Source organism: Streptomyces sp. NPDC002176 (genome assembly GCF_044903645.1).
In the GTDB taxonomy this organism is placed as follows: domain Bacteria; phylum Actinomycetota; class Actinomycetes; order Streptomycetales; family Streptomycetaceae; genus Streptomyces.
Map to the genome: position 1 here is coordinate 1158011 of NZ_JBJDQW010000002.1, position 18771 is coordinate 1176781.

Sequence of the window (18771 nt, forward strand, 5' to 3'; positions counted from 1 at the left end):
GTCAGTTCATCAACTATTCGTCACTGCATGAATGTTCGCCCCATATACCATCCGGCGTCGTCGAATGCCTCGATCGATATCGCGAAGGCAACGTTTTCGCCTGGGCGGTAGTGCGGTGTCGCCGAATACATGATGGTGTGCCCTCCATCCGATCCAACGTATGCAGCGATCTCCTTCTCGAACTCATTCATGGGACCGTTATCGATGGCCTCAGTCGTTCTGACGATATTCTCCGGGGTGCTGCCTGATCCCCCCAGAGCCCTGGGCAGGAGATGACCGCGAGCGTCCCCGTTGGCTCCGCTCACAAAGCCCGGCAGATTCTTGCTCATCCTCTGGGTGGCCTTGGTACCGGTACCCAGCATCTCCGGAGTGACAATCGCGGCGATTCCCGACCGACGGCCGTCCTCGTCGATCGACCCGTAGTCGATCTCGCCGTCGCAGTTGTGAACCAGGACCGAGGTGGCATCCGCCAGCACGTAGTACGTGTGGACATCACTGACCGTCAGGTTGTGGACGGTCTTGCTCTGGGCCGTCCAGCGGGCGATTGCCGTGATCTGGACGTACGTGCCCGCGCTCGTCCGCAGCCATTCGCCCGCGTGCAGGTCGGTGGCCTTGATCCAGGCGTGCAGGGCCGGGACCCAGAAGGGGTGGCCGTCGGTCGCGGTGACCTGGGCGGTCTTGGTGCCCTTCTTGCCGTCGGTGTCGATGGTGACCTTGACGAGATGCTTCAGGCCGTGGCCCTTGATCTCGGCGGTGACCGTCTCGATCCGGGTCTTACCGGTCTGAGGGTCGGTCGTGACGACCTTGTCGCCGGTCTTGACCTTCTCGATCGGCTTGGCGGTGCCGTCGGCCATCAGGACCTTGGTGCCGGGGACGAAGCTGTTGCACGTGCCGCCCTCCTCGGCCTTTCCGGAGCCACCGCTGCCGCTGGACCCGCCCTCGCTGTGCGAGGAGGCGCCGGACTTGCCGCCCGGCTTCTCTCCGCCGCCGCCGCTCTTGCCGCCACCGCCGCCGCTGTGGGAGCTGTGGGACGACACATGGGGGGCCGCCTCCGCCTGGGCGTGTTTCTGGACGGAGTTGCCGGTTTTCTTCGTGGCGGCGACCGCCGCGTCGGTGGTTCTCTTCGCTGCTTCCGCCGCGCGTTTCTTGGCGCGTTGGATCGCGAGTTTCTTCGCTCGCTCGATCGCCGCCTTCTTGGCCCGTAGGGCCGCCGCCTCGGCGGCCTTCGCCGCCTTGAGGACGAGTTCCGCGGCCTTCTTGGCGACCTTGAAGGACTCGATCGCCTTGATGGTCCGGTTGACGGCCTTCATGACCGCCGGGATCTTGCCCAGCTTGCCCCACGGGATCGCCCCGATGATGAGGCTGCCGCAGGACCACATGTCGCCGCCGAAGCAGGCGAGCGCGTCGTTGATGCCGATGAAGTCCTTCAGCGTCTCCCAGGCCACGGCGAGGATCACCGAGCTCAGGGACTTGCCCATCATCGACTGCGCCTGGGCGACCTGTGCCGCCGAGAGACCCGCACCGGCCAGCGCCGCGGCCCGCTCGGAGCTGCTCAGCGAGATGGCCAGACCCGTCGGGTCGGACATCGTCACCGGGTTGTTGTTGGCGTAGACGTACCCGTTGGACTGCAGCACGTCGTTCAGGTCGAGCACCGGGTCGGCGGACAGGAAGCGTCCGACCACCGGGTCGTACAGACGGGCACCCAGCGGCTGGAAGCCGGAGGAGTCGTCACGGGTGGCGCCCAGGAACCCGGAGTGGGACTGGACCCGCGCGCCGATCGAGTCCGCGCCGCGCTGGTTGCCGAACGGGTCCTGCTTCCGTATCCGCACCGCCATCGTGCTGCTCAGCGATATCTCGGCGTACGTACTGCCCTGATGGTCACCGGCGAGGGCGACCAGTGCCTCGGCTCCGGTGCCGTAGGCGTAGCGCATGACCGCGCCGCCGGGCACCGAGTAGGTGCGCTGGGTGTGGATCAGCACACCGCCGCGCGCGACGGTGACCTCGGCCTCGCCCAGGTAGAGCGTGGCCTGCTTGCCCTTGATGGTCAGCAGCCGTGAGCCGTCGGGACCGTAGATGTGGCGGGTGTCGTTCTGCGCCGCCCAGACCTGCTCGGACTTACCGGCGGCGCAGGCGGCCAGCACGATCGGGGTCGAGTTCGCCGAGCTGGCGTCCTTGACCGTCAGGCACAGCCCCGAAGCGATGTGGATCAGCTGGCCGGAGGAGTTGCGCCGCAGTTCCTGCGCGGCCGAACCGTTGCACTTCTGGACCTGGACGGCGGAGCCCGACGTACTCGCGGCAGGCTGCGCGCACCAGGTTTCGTCGACGACCAGCGACCCCCGGTCGGGGTCGGTCTGGGTCGTCCCCGGGGTGGGGGTGAACCGCCAGCTCTGGGCCGATGAGCTGTTGCAGGAGTACAGCTGGACCTGCACCGACGCGAGCGGGTAACCGCCCTGCATGTCCAGGCACTTGTCCGCCAGACCCATGTAGGGGGTCTCGCCGCCCGTGCCCTGGCCGGTGATCCGGTCGACCTGGCCGTCGTACGTCCAGGACAGCTGCTGCTTGTCTCCGTTCTGCAGGGAGGTGATCGACTTGGTCTCGCCGGTCAGCTCGTACAGACGCTCGGCCTCGGCCTTGACCTGCGCGCCCTGCGGCGTGGTGTAGGTCTTCGACACCTTGGTCAGCGTGTGCGGCTGGGAGCCGTCGGCCTTGCCGTAGGCGTAGGTGGTGACGGCGTCCTTGGCGGTGGCGCCGGTGAGGTCCTTCTCGGTCAGCTTGGTGCGGTTGCCGAGCAGGTCGTACTCGTACTCCTGCCAGTAACCGGTTTTGTCCGTGCCCGCGGTCACGTTGAGCGAGCCGTCGGTGTTCTTCGGGCCGGTGCAGGTGTTCTGGTCCTTGGAGGTCCAGGCCGTCTTCAGCTCACCGAGCGGGTTGTAGACGAAGCACTGCCGCTCGTCGATGCCGGTGGCGCCCTCCTTGATGGAGGTGACGTTTCCGGCCGGGTCGTAGGTGTACGACCGGTCGGAGACGAGGCTCCCGGCAACGACGGTCTGGTCGGCCGTGCCCTCGCGGTACACCGACTGCTTCTTCAGCTCACCGCTGGAGTCGTCGTAGGAGTTCTGCGTCCACACGCGGTACGGCTGGGCGCCGAGGGTGGAGCGCTGGACCTGGCCGAAGGAGTCGTAGACCGTCTCGGCCCCGTACCAGTCCTTGCCGGAGAGGGAGAGCGGCTTGCCGTCCTTGTTGTAGCGGACGACGAGCTTCTCGGCGCCGAGCGCTCCGATCTTCGGCAGCGTGGAGTCCTCCAGCATGCCGGTGTCGTTGTACTTGTAGTCGTACGTATAGGACTGGTCCAGGCCCCAGCTGGTCGCCAGCGTCGACGGCAGCGTCAGCGTGGTCGAGGTCGGCTGGTAGTCGTCGGTGTAACCGTTGACCTTCTGGGTGTACGCCTCACCGTCCGTGTAGCGGATGGCGGTAGCGGGCATGCCCTTGCCGCCGGGGGCGGTGTCGTAGGTGTACTGGGACAGCAGCTTGCCGGTGGGGCCGGTCTCCCGCTGCTCGATGGGCCGCGACAGGTCGTCGTAGCCGTTCCAGACCGTGATGTTGCGGGCGTTGGTCGTGGTCAGCGGACGGTCGAACGAGTCGTACGACGTCCTCGTCGTACCCGCGTCCGGGTCGGTGGCCGTCTTCGTCCGGCCGCGGTGGTCGTACGTCCACGTCCACGGGTGCGTCTTGTCGACGGAGTTGGTCGCACTCGCCAGCTGTCCGGCGGGGTTGTACGCGTACGTCATCGACGTGTAGCCGTCGGGCGCGTCCGAGTTGAACGTGTCGACCCGTGAGGCGCGGCCGAGCGCGTCGGTGAAGAGCTTGTAGGAGGAGGTCCCCTGCGGGTTGATCACCTTCGACCAGTCGAGACCGTACTCGTAGCGGGTGGCCCGGGCGGGCACCGGCTTCGAGCTGGACTGGTGGGTCTGCTCGTCCTCGACCTTGAGGACCGGCGTCTCCTCCAGTACGCGGCCGAGACCGTCGTAGGTGTACCGGGTGATGTTGGGGACGGCCGTGTCCGCGAGCGGGGTGAACAGCTCGCCGGGCTTGGCCTCGTTGGTGAGGTAGGCGTTGTTGGTCTGCCAGACCTCACCGGAGCTGTTGTACAGCGTGTCGGTGATCAGGTAGCCGTTGCCGCCGTCGGCCTGCTCCTGCTTCTGCCGCTCGCGGCCGAGGCCGTCGTAGAGGGTGACGGAGGTCTCGACCCGGTCGTTGTAGCCGCGCGTGGAGGTGGTGACGTACGGCGGTTTGCGGTCCGTGCCCGGCGTGTCCTTCGGGACCGTGTAGACGGCCTCGAAGTCCGGTACCGCCGAGGTGGACGGGGTACGCCCCGGCGCCCACGCCTCCAGGAGACGGCCCAGCGGGTCGTACTTCGCCTGGCTCACATGGTTGTTGGCGTCCGTGGTCTGCAGGCTGGTGCCGCGGCCCGGGTCCAGCACCTGACGCTGGACGTGGCCCGCGGAGTTGGTCGTGGTGACCTCGAAGACCTGACCGGAGGACGGGGTGTAGGAGATGTAGGAGCTCTTCTGGGCGGGGTCCTTCTGCTCGACGACGCGTCCGATGCCGTCGAAGAAGGTGGTGCCGCCCGACTGCCAGCCGTTCCCGTCGCCGTTCAGCGACCAGGACTCGGTGGCCTCGCCCAGCGTGTCGGAGGCGAGCGCCGTGCCGTAGCCCTGGTGGTCGTAGGCGGTGCGGGTGGCGCCGCTCAGCGTCGACAGGTCGGTGAAGTCGGCGTTCGCGCAGGTGGTCGGCGAGACCAGGACCTGCTTGGTCAGACCGATGAGGTTCTTGGCCGACTGGTGCTGGTACTCCAGCCGGGTGCACGACTCGTCGCCGGGCTGGCCGGTGTCACCGAGCGACTCCACCTCGGTCGGCAGCCCGTACGTCCCCTCGTACGTGGTGTGCGTCCGGACGGTCCGCTCGGTGCGGTGGTCGTCGGTGGTGCCGGAGGACTTGCTGTACGCGTACTCGTCGGGTTCGGTGACCCGCCAGGCGCGCAGCGGGCTCAGGCCGTCGTCCCGGTTGCGCCTGGCCAGTTCGGTGGCCTGCGGGACGGTGATGCTGCGGGAGATCCAGGCGCTGTCCGCGTCGTCGGCGTTCGCGTAGGAGAGTTCCTCCGCGATACGGCCGGCGAACGGCTCCTGGTCCTTGGCGATCTCGGCGCCGGTGATGTCCTTCACCGGGACGGTGTCGCCCATGCCGCGGAAGTAGCGGGTGACGGACTTGGACCGCTTGCTGCCGATGGTCGCGTCGTCCGCGCCGGTGAGCACCGTGGTCTGCTCGAACCCGGCGAACTCGGAGTAGGTGCGGGTGGACTTCTTGGTGAACTCGCCGTCGGCGAGCTTCCAGCCGGGGTTCTTGTACTGGTACCCGGTCTTGGTGGCGAACGACCCGTCGACGTTGGGGAGTTCCTCGATGGAGTCCACCACGTACTTGTTGAACCACTCGATGCCCTCGACCTCGGGGTCGGGGTTCCAGAACGAGGGGTAGCACAGGCGGCTGTTGGACTTCAGCGCCGCGGTGTCGGACTTCCCGGGACGGCCGCCGGAGGAGGCGCAGTCGCCGGTGGGCTTGTTGTAGGAGACGACGGTCTCGCCGCCGTACTCGTTGATGACGCGGGCGATGCGCAGCCGGGCGAAGCTGGGGCGCGGGTCGCCGGTCCAGGTGACCCGGTTCGGCATCTCCTCCGCGTTGGACTCGAACCGCACCGGGTTGAGGTCGACGCGGCCGCCGTCCCGGTCGTAGCCGGTGCGCTGCACCGACTCCAGCCACAGCGCGGTGTTCACGCCGGTCTTCAGGACCGGGAACTTCTGCTCGAGGGTGTACTTGTCCACCGTCTGGCGGTCGGTGGTGTTGGTGAGGCGCTGCGTACTGGTCTCGATGGAGGCCAGGCGCTTACGGCTCCAGAAGGACGGCCCGGCGTTCCAGCACTTGGTGTGCTTGGAGTCGGCGGCCTTGCAGCGCAGGTCCGCGGGGGTGTCGTACCAGATGCGGTACTTGCCCGGGTCCTTGTCCTCGAAGTTGGTGTCCGAGCAGGTCAGCGACCCCTCGGTGTAGCAGCGCTCGTCGACGTTGAACTTGACGCTCGACGGGGCGTTCTCGGCGAAGACCTTGTCCTTGCGCTGGCCGTAGTCGATGTGCTCGAGATAGCCGCCGCGGTCGTAGACGACCGGTGCCTTGAAGTTGAAGTTGCGGGCGTAGTAGTTCTTCTCCTTCTTCCACCACAGGGACATGGCGTTGCCGTGGATGTCCTCGACGTAGTCGAGGCTCCAGCGCCAGCCCTGGGTGCACCACGAACCGGCCCAGTCGCCCGCCTTGTAGCAGGGCTCGCCCGGGTGGTTGCCGTACACCGGCACGGTCAGCACGGAGTTGGTGAGCGGCTTGCCCGCGCTCCAGCCCGGCAGCTTGTTCAGGCCGAAGTGGTAGCGGGTGCCGTCCCGGGTGGTGACCACCCAGTACTCGCCGTTCCGGGCGTCGTTCTCGTCGGAGGCGTCGGTGAGCTGCTCGACCTTGGCGCCGTCGCCGTTGGCGGTAATCCACTTGTCCTGGGAGTCGTCCCACACCAGCTCGGTGGTCTGGCCGCCGAGCGAGAGGGTGGCGTTGTTCGAACCCCAGCACAGGTCCGCGGTGCGGTGCGTGGCGTTGTTCGAACCGGCCTTCTTGGAGTCCTGACGGCAGCCCGTGTAGGTGCGGGTGATGGAGCCCGCGTTGTAGTCCCAGCCGTCGCCGATCCAGGAGGACTGGTTGTTGGTGGCGGAGGTGCGTCCGTCGACCGACTGCGAGGAGTAGCCCAGGGACACCTTCGGCGTCAGGCCGCCCGCGGCCTCGGGCACCTGCACGTCGTAGGAGTACGTGAAGGCGCCGGAGGAGGACCCGGCCGCCCAGGAGCCCGAGGACAGCAGCGGGGTCGCCGTGAAGTCGCCGGAGGCGGAGGAGCCGGTGTCCAGGGCGCCGAGGACCTGGGGGCCGGACGCGTCCGCGGCCGGGAGGACCGTGCCGCGGTCGAAGGAGGCGGTGTGCGCGGAGACGCCGGACGTCTCCGAACCGGTCGCGTCCTCCAGCAGGTTGGCGACCGGGACCGATCCACTGAGGATCGTGTGGGTGCGGGACTTCCTGCCCGCGCTGGACCTGGTGGGCGCCTTGGCGGCGGGCACCTCGCGCACCGTGCTGCGCAGCCGCTGGGCACCGCGGGGAGCCGACTTGACCGACATGGTCTGCGTGCCGCCTCCATCGGCGCAGTCGCCGCCGTCGGGGTCGTGCAGGACGCAGTCGGGCAGCAGGACGAGGCCGAAGCGGGCGGCGGCCTGGGGGCCGTAGAGGTCGGCGAAGCCGGCCGTGTCGACGTCGACCGTGACCTGCGCGGTCGGGTCGGCGTCGGCGGGCGGGGTGACCTCCATGATCAGACCGGAGACGTTGCTGTCCTGGGAGGCGGCCGGGTCGGCGAGATCGACCTTCCAGGTGCCGTCGATCGCGGCCGGGTCGGTGCCGTCCGGCACGCCGAGCGCGATCGGCAGGTTGTTGCTGACCGGAACCGGGGTACCGGGCGCCGTGGACGTGCTGAGCGTCGCGGTGCCGGTGTCACCGGCCCAGGGGGTGACGGCCTTGGGCACGTACGGGTCGGCGGCGACCTCGGGCGCGGTGGTGAGGTTCTTCTCGGCCTCCTCGTCGCCCTCGGTGACGGCGTCCTTCGGCAGGTCGGGAAGGTCGACCGTGTTGTCCCGGGCGGTGCCGCCGGGGGCGGGGGGCAGTGCCCAGGCCGCCGTGTCGAGACTGGTCACCGCCAACGTCGTGGACAACAAAAGGACGGTCGCCAGCCGGCCGAGCCGGCGGCGCCGTCGTTGTGACTCGGTCAGGGCGAGGCGTCTGAACCCCGTCCGTGACCTTGGGACTTGCGCACGCATACGCGTCGACTCCAGCCAGGCGATCCAAACAACAGACGCGCATGACCTTCTTTCACAGGGTGCACACAGTTCAAGATCGGAAAATCACAGAAAGCGCACCGAAAAGTGAGTTGGGTCACGCCGTATTACGTGACGGATCACCACTTTGCAGAGGTGAAGCACCCATACGAAAGAAGATCGTTGCTACCTACACGTAGCGGGTCCCTAAAACAGGACATGTGAGGCACCGTCAAGCGCTTGCCAAGCCGCACCCAACGCATCGTCACATCTTCATAAACATTGTGGATGTGGTGCAACCATGGCGATCATGTGATCGTGTGCGCGCCAATGTCTCGATCTGTCAGGCCCATACGGGAGTAGACCGTCACCGTGTCCGCGCCGCCTCGTTTCCTCAGCCCATTCGTGCGCACCCGCACACGGTTGACCCTCACACTCGGCCTGGTTCTGGCCGCCCTGACCGCTGCCCTGCTGCCCTGGTGGCTCCCTGACGACACCTCAGGAACCCAGGCGGGCGGAGCGACGCACGCACGCCGGGCCGCCACCGGCCCGCGCGACACGCCCACCGCCGCGGCCACCGCCCGGCGCACCGGGAAGGACGTGGTCGTCGACACCGAGACCACCGCCACCTCGATGACCTGGGCCCGCCCGGACGGCCGACTGCGCACCCGCGTCAACGCGCTCCCCGTCCGTGCGAAGAACGCCGACGGGACGTGGGCACCGGTCGACAACCGGCTGCACCGCACCAAGAACGCGCCCCACGGCCTCGGCGTCCGCCCGGCCAACCCCGTCCTGCCGGTGCGCTTCTCCAGCGGCACGCCGGGCAAGTCCTCCCGGGCGGACCGCTCCTACACCCGGACGCCGCTCGCCGGGACCAGGGCACCGGGCGAGACCGTCCTCGCCGAGCTCGACCTCGCGGGTCACACCGTCGCCTACACCTGGCCCGGCACCCTCCCCGAGCCGGTGCTCGACGGCCCCCGCGCCCTCTACCCCGAGGTGCTGCCCGGCGTCGACCTGCTCCTGGTCGCACGCGAGGAAGGCGGCTTCGCGCAGCTCCTGATCGTCAAGACCCCCGAGGCCGCCCGGAACAAGGCGCTGGCCACCGTGTCGTACGGACTGCGCTCGCAGACCGCCGCGTTCCGGTACGACAAGGGCGCGGGCCAGGTCCAGGTGGTCGACAAGGCGGGCAAGCAGGTCGGCTCGGTCCCCACGCCCTTCGGCTGGGACTCCAGCGGCCGCGACCCCGAACTCACCGCACCGACCGCACCGCACACCTCGGTGGCCACGTCGGCCGACGTGCTGAAGCTGTCCGGCCTCAGCGGTGTCGAACCCGGCGCCCACAGTGCCCCGCTGCCGCTCCACGTGGACGGCGACCGCACCGGCACCGCCCGCCTCGACCTGCGGATCGGCGAGAGCGACCTGCTGACCGGCAAGGACGTCCGCTTCCCGGTGTTCGTCGACCCGACCATGCACCCCACCTGGGACGCGTGGACGGTGGCCTACAAGCCGTACCCGAACACCAGCTTCTGGGACGGCACCAACTTCAGCTCCGGCACCTCCGACGCCCGCGTCGGCTACGAGAGCGACTCCGGCGGTACGGCCCGCTCGTTCTGGCGGATGAAGTACAGCACCTCCCTGAAGGGCGCGACGATCTCCTCCGCCACCTTCAAGGTGCTCAACAACCACTCCTGGTCCTGCACCACCCGTGAGTTCCAGTTCTGGCTCACCGGGGCGATCTCCTCGGGCACCACTTGGAACAAGCAGCCGAGCTGGTCCACCCTGCTGCAGAAGAAGTCCTTCGCGCACGGCTGGTCCTCCAGCTCCTGCCCGGACGACTACGAGGCGTTCGACGTCAAGGACGCCGCCCAGAAGGGCGCTGACAGCGGCTGGTCCAGCATCACCTTCGGCATGCGCGCCACCAGCGAGTCCGACGCCCAGACCTGGCGCAAGTTCCAGGCCACCTCGGCCCAGCTCGACGTGGTCTACAACCGCAAGCCGAACGAGCCCACCAAGGGCACGTCCTCCCCGGGCGGCACCTGCTCGACCTCGGGCGTGACCGTCGGCAAGACGAAGATCGTGCTCACCGCCAACGCCACGGACCCGGACGACAACCTGAGCAAGCTGGAGTTCCGCTTCTGGAAGAGCGGCGACAGCACGCCGACCGTCTACCCGGTCACCCCGAACTCCAGCGGCACGGCCACGACGACCATCCCCACCGAGTACCCCCTGACGGACAAGGGCGTCTACTACTGGGACGTGCGCTCCAAGGACTCCGGCTCCCCGGCCCTGTACTCGACGTACTTCCCGGCGAACACCGCCGACCCCTGCAAGCTCACCGTGGACGGCAACGGCCCCTCGCAGGCCGAGATCACGAGCACGGACTACCCGCAGGCGACCGACGACGGCCTGACGTGGTCCAAGAAGAAGTTCGGCGACGACGGATCGGTCACCTTCTCCTCCCCCGGCGCGGTCAAGTTCACCTACGCCTTCGAACAGACCGGCTACATCCCGGTGAACGCCAACTCGAGTGGCACCGCCACGGTCACCACCTTCCACCCGCCGCACGCCGGCCCCAACTGGCTGAACGTGTACGCCTACGACGCCGCCGGCAACCCGAGCGTGCGCGCCGACTACAACTTCTTCGTGCCGCCACGCGACAAGGCGGACGGTCCCGGTGACATCACCGGTGACCGCATCCCCGACCTGCTCGTCGTCAACGCGAGCGGCACCCTGCGCAACTGCGTCGGCGCGGAGGGGGGCGAGCTGTACTCCTGCATGGACGCGGCCTACACGACGGACGGAACGGTGAACCCGCCGAACCACTGGTACGACCCGGCCACCGGCAAGGCCGCGCTGATCACGCACTTCGACGACGCCTACCCCGGTGACGGTGTCACCGACCTCTTCGCCGTCACCCCGAACGGCAAGTTCTGGCTCTACCCCGGTGACGGCTACGGCACCTTCAACGTCGACCAGCGCCTCGACATCCGGCTCCCGTCCAACGCGCCGGACCCGTCGAAGTGGACGCAGATCAAGGCGGTCGGTGACATCACCGGCGACAAGCGCACCGACCTCGTGCTGCGGTCCGGCCCCGAGTTCTGGCTGCTCTCCGGTTACAGCGGTGCCAGCTTCCAGAGCGCGACCCTCATGAACGTCGACGCCTGGGCACGCCGCGACATCGTCAACGTGGCCGACATCAACGGCGACCAGACGCCCGACCTGCTGTGGCGCAACCTGGACAACGGCAACATGTACCTGCGCCAGGGCAAGCCCGGTGCGAGCGCGGGCACCGTCGACCCCGAGTCGCTCAAGCTCGGCGCCAACTCCCTGAGCGGCAAGGACGAGTCCTACGGCACCAGCTGGGCCGACACGAACGTCTCCACGGCCCTCGGCATCCCCGACGTCAACAAGGACGGCATCCCCGACCTGTGGGTCCGCTACACCGCGGACGGCCAGATGCGGATCTACAACCCGAGCCGGACGAACACCGGTGCCCCCGTGAAGGTCGTGCTGTCCAGCGACTGGCGGACGGTGAAGGCCCTCGGCTGACACGCGACAGGGCCCCGGCCACCTCTCCTCGAGGGGTGGCCGGGGCCCTGTCGTTTCCCGCGCGGGCCGTCTACCGCAGCTTCTGCGCCACCTCGGTCGCCCAGTACGTGAGGATGTTCCGCGCCCCGGCCCGCTTGATCCCCGTCAGGGACTCCAGGATCGCCCGGTCCCGGTCGATCCAGCCGTTCGCGGCGGCGGCCTCGATCATCGAGTACTCGCCGGAGACCTGGTACGCGGCCACCGGCAGGTCCACCGCGTCGGCGACGCGCGCCAGGATGTCCAGGTACGGCCCGGCCGGCTTGACCATGACCATGTCCGCGCCCTCGGCGAGGTCCAGCTCCAGCTCGCGCAGCGACTCGCGGAGGTTCGCCGGGTCCTGCTGGTAGGTCATGCGGTCGCCCTGGAGCGAGGAGCCGACGGCCTCACGGAAGGGGCCGAAGAAGGCGGAGGAGTACTTGACGGTGTAGGCGAGGATCGCCACGTCCTCGCGCCCGATCTGGTCCAGCGCGTCCCGGACGACCCCGATCTGGCCGTCCATCATGCCGCTCGGACCCACCACATGGGCGCCCGCGTCGGCCTGGACCTGCGCCATCTCGGCGTACCGCTCCAGCGTGGCGTCGTTGTCGACGTGGCCCTCGGCGTCCAGCACCCCGCAGTGCCCGTGGTCCGTGAACTCGTCCAGGCACAGGTCGGACATGATGAGCAGGTCGTCGCCGACCTCGGCGCGCACGTCGCGCAGGGCGACCTGGAGGATGCCGTCCGGGTCGGTGCCCGGCGTGCCGAGCCCGTCCTTCTTCGAGTCCTCCGGCACCCCGAACAGCATGATCCCGGAGACGCCCGCCTCGACGGCCTCCAGCGCGGCCTTCTTCAGGCTGTCGCGGCTGTGCTGCACGACACCGGGCATCGCGGCGATCGGCACCGGCTCGCTCACGCCCTCCCGGACGAACGCCGGAAGAATGAAGTCGGCCGGATGCAGCCGCGTCTCCGCGACCATCCGACGCATGACGGGCGAGGTCCGCAGCCGCCGGGGACGGGTACCGGGAAAAGATCCGTACTTCGACATATCCCCTACGCTACGCCCGCCCCCACCGCGCCTTTGCCAACACGATGTCGGGCCGTCGGTAGCCTAGGCACCCACCCCTTGACCAACTCGACGCGTCCGGGCCCGCCTCCGCATCCACGGGAGCGGACCCGACGTAGAGCCGGTCAGTCCTCGACGGAAGCCTCGTTCACCGCAGCACCCTCTCTACGGGCCTGCTGCAGCGTTTCCGCGATGGCGGCGAACTCCTCCAGAGCAGCCTGGAGGTCCTCGACAATCTCGGCGGCCAGCACCTCGGGCGCGGGCAGATTGTCCGCGTCGTCGAGGCTCGGGTCTCGGAGCCAGGTGATGTCGAGGTTCGCCTTGTCGCGGGCGATCAGCTCGTCGTAGGTGAACGCCTTGAAGCGCTCGGTCTCGACCCGCTTGGCGCGGTCCTCGTCAGGGCGGTAGCACTGGACGAAGTCCTCGAGCGACGCCCGAGTGAGCGGGTTCTGCTTCAGCGTGAAGTGCTGGGCAGTGCGGAAGTCGTAGACCCACAGCTTCTCGGTCCACGGCTGGTTGGGCCGGGCCCGCTTGCGCTCGAAGAACAGCACGTTGGCCTTGACGCCACCCGCGTAGAAGATGCCGGTGGGTAGGCGCAGCATCGTGTGGACGTCGTACTCCTTGAGCAGGCGCCGACGGATGGTCTCGCCCGCACCGCCTTCGAAGAGCACGTTGTCCGGTACGACGACTGCCGCGCGGCCATCGATCTCCAGCAGAGAGGCGATGTGCTGCACGAAGTTGAGCTGCTTGTTGGTCGTCGTGACCCAGAAGTCGCGGCGCTCATAAGCGATCGCCTCGCGCGCGGCGGAACCGTCTTCGCCGTAGACGGTGATGGACGACTTCTTACCGAAGGGCGGGTTGGCCAGGATCAGGGTCGCGCGCTGGGTGGGCGGGGCGGCGAGGGCGTCGGTGGTGTGCACCAGCGCGTTTCCGGCCGGCTGCCCGATACCGTGCAGGAACAGGTTCATCGCTGCGAGACGCGCGGTGTTCCTGACCAGTTCGGTGCCCCAGATGCCACCGCCGCTGAGGTGCTTGCGCTGCTCGGGAGTGAGCTGGTTGCCGTATTCGTGGAGGATGTACTCGGCCGCGGCGAGCAGGAAGCCACCGGTTCCGCAGGCGGGGTCGGTGATCCAGTCCTCCGGGGTCGGGCGGACGCAGTCGATGATGGCCTGGATCAGCGAGCGGGGCGTGAAGTACTGTCCCGCACCCGACTTGACGTCCTCCGCACCGCGGGCCAGCAGTTCCTCGTAGGCGTCACCCTTGATGTCGGTCTTCTGACCCGACCAGTTCTCCTTCTCGATCAGATCCTTGACCAGCCGCTTGAGCTTGGCCGGGTCGTGGATGCGATTCCTCGCCCCGTTGAAGATCAGGTGGAACGTGGTGCCCTTGAGCTGGTTCCCGAGATCTTCGAGGAGCTGGGTGTACGCGGCCTCAAGCGCGGCACCGTCGTTACTCAGCAGCTCGGGCCAGCCGCGGTTCTCCCAGACCGACCCCTCGGGCATGATCTGCTCGCGGAACATGGGGGGTCGGGTCTGCGCCTCGTGCGCCATCTTCAGGAAGACGAGAAGCGTCAACTGCTCGACGTAGTCGATGGTGGAGACACCGTCGTCACGCAGGACGTGGCAGTAACTCCAGAGCTTGTCGACGAGCCGACGGGCCTCGGTCGTGGTCACGAGGGGATCTCCAGGTCGAGGGTGGGCTGAGTGGTAGCGAGATCGGCATCGGTCGGCTGCTGGTCGTTGCCTGCCTCGCCGTCTCGCGTCGTCCTAGCTCGGCTGGAAACACGCCGACCGCTTCGGCGTCGAGCGTTCTTGGCTGCAGCGGCGGCTTCGCTCTCTACCTTGATCTGGGCCAGTAGTTCCTCAACAGGTTCATCCTCAGGGACCTGAGACACTAGCCGCCCAGCGAAAGCCGCAGCAAAGAGAGAACGGCGGATTGCGACCGCACGATCCAGTGCCGAGTAGATCGCTTCCTCCGCTCTCTCGACAGCAGCCATTTGACTTTCAGTAGCCGATACGATGCGAAGTTGCTCCTTAAACGGGGGCAGGGGGACCTCCCACGCCGTCAAACGAGCCACTCCGATGTGATGAATCCCGACGCCACGAGAGTGCTCTACAAATGCGCCACGCTTAGCTTCTGCGCGCAAAAAATACAACAGAAATTGCGGGTCAACCCCGTAACTCCGTACTCGAATCAGCGTATTTTGGAAGCAGCAGTCAGCGATCTCACCGTTCCACATGGCCGGTTTACCCACCTCTGAGGCGCTTCCAGAAGCCTCACTCAGAACGATGTCACCCTTCTTAAGCCCATAGGTAGCTACTTCGTCGTCCGTGAAGTTCATCTCCTTCACGTCATCGAGTTTGAGCCCATTCCAGTCCACATTCGCAGCCCGCAGATACGGCCGCATCTGCGTTCCAGAGTGGTTCTTCGGCGAGCGCTGTCGACCCAATCGCACCTCAGCGATCTCGTCCAGCCGAACCCGGACCCACCCCTCCGGCAACTCCGAAGGAATACCGCCCTCACTCACGCGCCCAACTCCCGTCCCAGCTCATCCAAGATCTCAGCCCCGCGATCCGCCCCGAACTCCCGCAGGAATCCGTCCACGCCGCCACGCTCAATGAAGGGTACGTCCTTCAAATGGTCCGGCTCGATCGCCGCATCCGTGGCGATCACGTCGACCATCCGGTCCAGCCACCACACCTGGTCGGCCGTGAACACGGCCCCCGCCTGCTCCTGCCGGGCCTGCCATGCCGCGTACCGCTCCTCCACCAGCGCCCGGTACGGCCGTACCTCCTGGTCCAGCCCCAGCTCGAAGCGGAGCAGCCCGATCAGGTCGACCACGCCCGCCGCACCGCGCGGATGCCGGCTCGCCTTGCCCAGCTGTACGTACGCGTCGTACAGCCGTGCCGGGGTCCACTGGAACGGGGGACGCTCGATCTTGCGGGCAAGGTCCCGCAGCCGACGGTAGACCTCCTTCGGGTCGCGCCGCTCGCTGAACGCGAGGTTGAAGGCGGCGATCTCGTCCTGGTGGTCCTTCATGTACTGCTGCCAGGAGGTCACCCGCCGGATCGCCAGCTCGTCCGCCGTGATGCCGCGTGCCTCCTTCACCTCGTCCACGCTCACCTCGTCGATCACGATGTCGTGTGCGCGCCGCATGGACATGAGACGGTCGCGCAGCTCGCGGTTGGAGGCGATGGGCTTCAGAGCGTCCCGCATGTCCTGCCGAACCTGCTCCTGGCCGCCGATGCGCCGGGCCCGCTCCTGCTGGTCGGGGTCGACGGACTGGACCAGGCCGCCCACGATCTCCCGAAGCGGCTGGCCGGCCAGCTCCTCGATCTCCTCGCGCTCCTCGGGCTTGAGCTGCTGGTCCAGGCGTGCCAAGCGACCCGCCAGCGTGGCGACCTCGTCCTCGGTCATGGCCAGGCCCGCCGTCTTGGCCATGAGCCGTTCCAGGGGGATCGTCCGTTCGGCGATCCGGTTGAGCGGCCGCGCGTCCACGCGAGGCGAGTCCGTGACACCGACCGCGTCGACGATCACGAACCTCTCCTTGACCCCGGCGTCGGGCGTCACCGCCTGGAACTCCGCCGTGTCCACCGTGCGGGAACCGCGCCCCTTCATCTGCTCGAAGTAGGCCCAGCTCTTCACGTCCCGGAGGAAGAAGACGCACTCCAGCGGCGGGATGTCCGTGCCCGTGGCGATCATGTCGACGGTCACCGCGATCCGCAGCTCAGGGCTGTTACGGAACGCCTTGATCAGCTCGGCGGGCTTCTTCGCGGCGTGGGTGATCTTTCGGCAGAAGTCGTCGCTCTCACCGAACACCTGCCGGACCATCTGAACGATCTCGTCGGCGTGGTTGTCGTCCACGGCGAAGATCAGCGTCTTGGGTACGTAAGTCCGCGAGCGCTGGGCGCCCTCCTCGCCCACCGGCGGGAAGATGTCCGTGAACAGGTGCTTGCGGAAGGTCTCGATGACGAGCTTCAACTGGCCCTTGCTGATGACCTGGCGGCCCAGCTGGGCCGCCTTCCACTCCAGGTCCTCCTCCAACTCCTGGTACCGCTCGCGGCGGGTCTTGCGCTCCCGCATCGGGACGACCGTCTCCGCCGGGATGGTGCCGCCCTGCTCACCCAGCTCCGTACGGATGCGGAACACGTCGAAGTCGACGTTGATCCGGTCGGCGACGGCCTGCTCGTACGGGTACTCGCTCACCAGGTTCTGGAAGAAGAAGCCGAAGGTCTGGGCGACCGGAGTGGCGGTCAGACCGACGAGGTGCGCGTCGAAGTACTCCAGGACCGCACGCCACTTGCCATAGATGGAGCGGTGGCACTCGTCGACCACAATCAGGTCGAAGGCCTCCGGCGGAAGGTCCGGGTTGTATCCCACCGACACCGGCTCGTCGACGAGGTCGTAGCGGTCGAGCGCCTCGCTGTTGTCGTCCGCACTCGGCACCGACTGCCCCGTCAGTGCGAGCCACAGCCGCTGCACCGTGGACACCACCACGTGCGCGGACCCCAGGACCGAGTCCCCGGCCAGGCGCTGGACGACGTACAACTCGGTGAACTTACGCCCGTCGTCCGGGGTGTCGAAGTTCTCGAACTCCGTGGCCGCCTGGCTGCCGAGGTTGTTCCGATCCACGAGGAAAAGAATCCGCTTGGCCTTCGCGTGCTTGAGCAGCCGGTAACTCTCGCTGACCACCGTGTACGTCTTGCCAGCGCCCGTCGCCATCTGGATCAGCGCGCGCGGATCGTCCTTGGCCAGGGAGAGTTCGAGGCCGTTGATCGCCTTCTCCTGGGCCGGGCGCAGGTCCTTCGAGTCGAGGAAAGTCTGGGGCAACCGCCGCATCCGGGCCCGCAGCGTCTGCGCAGTGGGGTCGGCCTCCGCCTCCTCGATCCAGCGAGCGATCGTGTCCGGCCGGTGCACCGCGAAGATCTCCCGCGTACGCGGCGAAGGGTCAAGGTCGTTGTGGAAGCGGACCGTGTTGCCGTCGGCGACGTACCGGAAGGGCAGGCTGGCGCGCCAGGCGCTGAGCTGCTGGCTGCGAGTGAGACCGGTGGCGTAACGGGCGGCCTGCTGCATGGCGCCCTCCAGGTCTCCACCCTCCCGCTTGGCCTCTATGACACCGACCAAGCGCTGATCCACGTAAAGGAGGTAGTCGGCCCGCCCCACGGCGGTCGAGACCTCGCGGACGGCGACACCTCGGCCAGCGAAGAGGTTCTTCGCGCTGTCGTCCTGGACGGCCCAGCCCGCCTTCTCGAGGATGCGGTCCAGCTCGGTGCGGACCTGCGCCTCGCTCATGGGAGGCTTGGCCGCCTTCTGCGCATGGGCGATGAACTCGTCACGCTGCGAGGCCCCGTCCAGCGGGCGGGCGGCCGAATGGGACTCTACAGCCGGTGCCGTCAGCTCGGTGATCTTGTCGCTCAGCTCGGCGACCAGATCATGCAGAGTGGCCCGCTCTTCCTCGGCACGGGCCAGTTCCGCCTCGGCCTGTGTGCGCGCCGCCTGCTCCCGCTCCAAACGGCTGTGCTTGCCGTCGTAGCGGAGGCGAGCCTCCTCAAGCCGACGGCGGTAGGCGACCAGCTCGGTGCGGAGCTTGTCCAGCTCCTGCTGGTCGGCGACGGTCGCGGGCGCGGGGGCGGCCCCGGAGGGCGCGGGCGCCAGGAAGACCCGGTGAGTCGTGTCGGACTGGTCGAGGGAGCGGTGCAGCCAGTCGCCGAGGCGGAAGCACATCTCCACGGACTGGAGTGCCTCACGAACGTTGGCGTAGTACTCGTGAACCGCCCTGTTGCCCGTCGTGCGGATCGCCTCGAACCACGAACGCACCTGGGGTACGAGGACCTCGGCCCGGGTAAGGGCATTGATCCGGTCGACCTGCTTGTTACCGGGCACGGTGACGCCGAGCAGGGTCACGAGATGCCGAGCCATGATCTCGCCGTAGAGACGAGCCTTCACCATGGCCGCGTGCGGGTCGGTGTGGACGTACGACTCCGCCGCGCATCCCAGCGTCACCAGCAACGGCTCGTGCCTGAGCAGATGCCCGAAGTTGGCCGAGGCCGCCGCCAATCGCGCCACCTGCTCGGCGTCCCCGCCGGACGGGTTCCCGTCAGCCGCCGTCACCATGCTTTCCCCCAGCCTCTTGATCGTCTCGCCTTGCGCAAAGCCTTGCAGGATGCCATGAACACGAGACGGTGGCAAGGGGTTTGAGAG

At 67.8% G+C, this 18771-nt stretch carries 6 protein-coding genes; 1 reads left to right on the top strand and 5 read right to left on the bottom strand.

Annotated features, from left to right (window positions below; genetic code table 11):
* Positions 1-20: 20 nt before the first annotated feature.
* Positions 21-7856, bottom strand: coding sequence for a ricin-type beta-trefoil lectin domain protein (locus ACI2LY_RS13645; RefSeq protein WP_404707336.1), 7836 nt, complete (start codon positions 7854-7856; stop codon positions 21-23).
* A gap of 456 nt (positions 7857-8312) precedes the next feature.
* Between ACI2LY_RS13645 and ACI2LY_RS13650 the strand changes: the two genes are divergently transcribed.
* Positions 8313-11489 (top strand): DNRLRE domain-containing protein, encoded by a 3177-nt coding sequence (locus ACI2LY_RS13650; protein WP_404707272.1) that lies wholly within the window; start codon positions 8313-8315, stop codon positions 11487-11489.
* A 70-nt stretch (positions 11490-11559) separates the two neighbouring features.
* On the opposite strand, the gene hemB is transcribed toward ACI2LY_RS13650, so the two are convergent.
* The 4 genes from hemB to ACI2LY_RS13670 form a co-directional block, all read right to left on the bottom strand.
* Positions 11560-12552, bottom strand: a complete 993-nt coding sequence (gene hemB / locus ACI2LY_RS13655) for a porphobilinogen synthase (protein ID WP_388997234.1) — start codon at positions 12550-12552, stop codon at positions 11560-11562.
* 143 nt (positions 12553-12695) lie between these two features.
* The gene (locus ACI2LY_RS13660; RefSeq protein ID WP_404707273.1) at positions 12696-14243 is read right to left on the bottom strand and encodes an N-6 DNA methylase; all 1548 of its coding nucleotides are present in this window, start codon (positions 14241-14243) and stop codon (positions 12696-12698) included.
* Positions 14240-15097, bottom strand: coding sequence for a restriction endonuclease subunit S (locus ACI2LY_RS13665; protein WP_404707274.1), 858 nt, complete (start codon positions 15095-15097; stop codon positions 14240-14242). Before ACI2LY_RS13665 ends, ACI2LY_RS13660 begins: the two co-directional genes overlap by 4 nt.
* Positions 15094-18684, bottom strand: a complete 3591-nt coding sequence (locus tag ACI2LY_RS13670; protein ID WP_404707275.1) for a DEAD/DEAH box helicase family protein — start codon at positions 18682-18684, stop codon at positions 15094-15096. Before ACI2LY_RS13670 ends, ACI2LY_RS13665 begins: the two co-directional genes overlap by 4 nt.
* Between the last annotated feature and the right edge of the window lie 87 nt (positions 18685-18771).

Bases quoted from the DNA above. Each gene is read 5' to 3' on its own strand.
- hemB (WP_388997234.1), bottom strand. From the start codon at position 12,552: ATGTCGAAGTACGGATCTTTTCCCGGTACCCGTCCCCGGCGGCTGCGG.
- ACI2LY_RS13670 (WP_404707275.1), bottom strand. From the start codon at position 18,684: ATGGTGACGGCGGCTGACGGGAACCCGTCCGGCGGGGACGCCGAGCAG.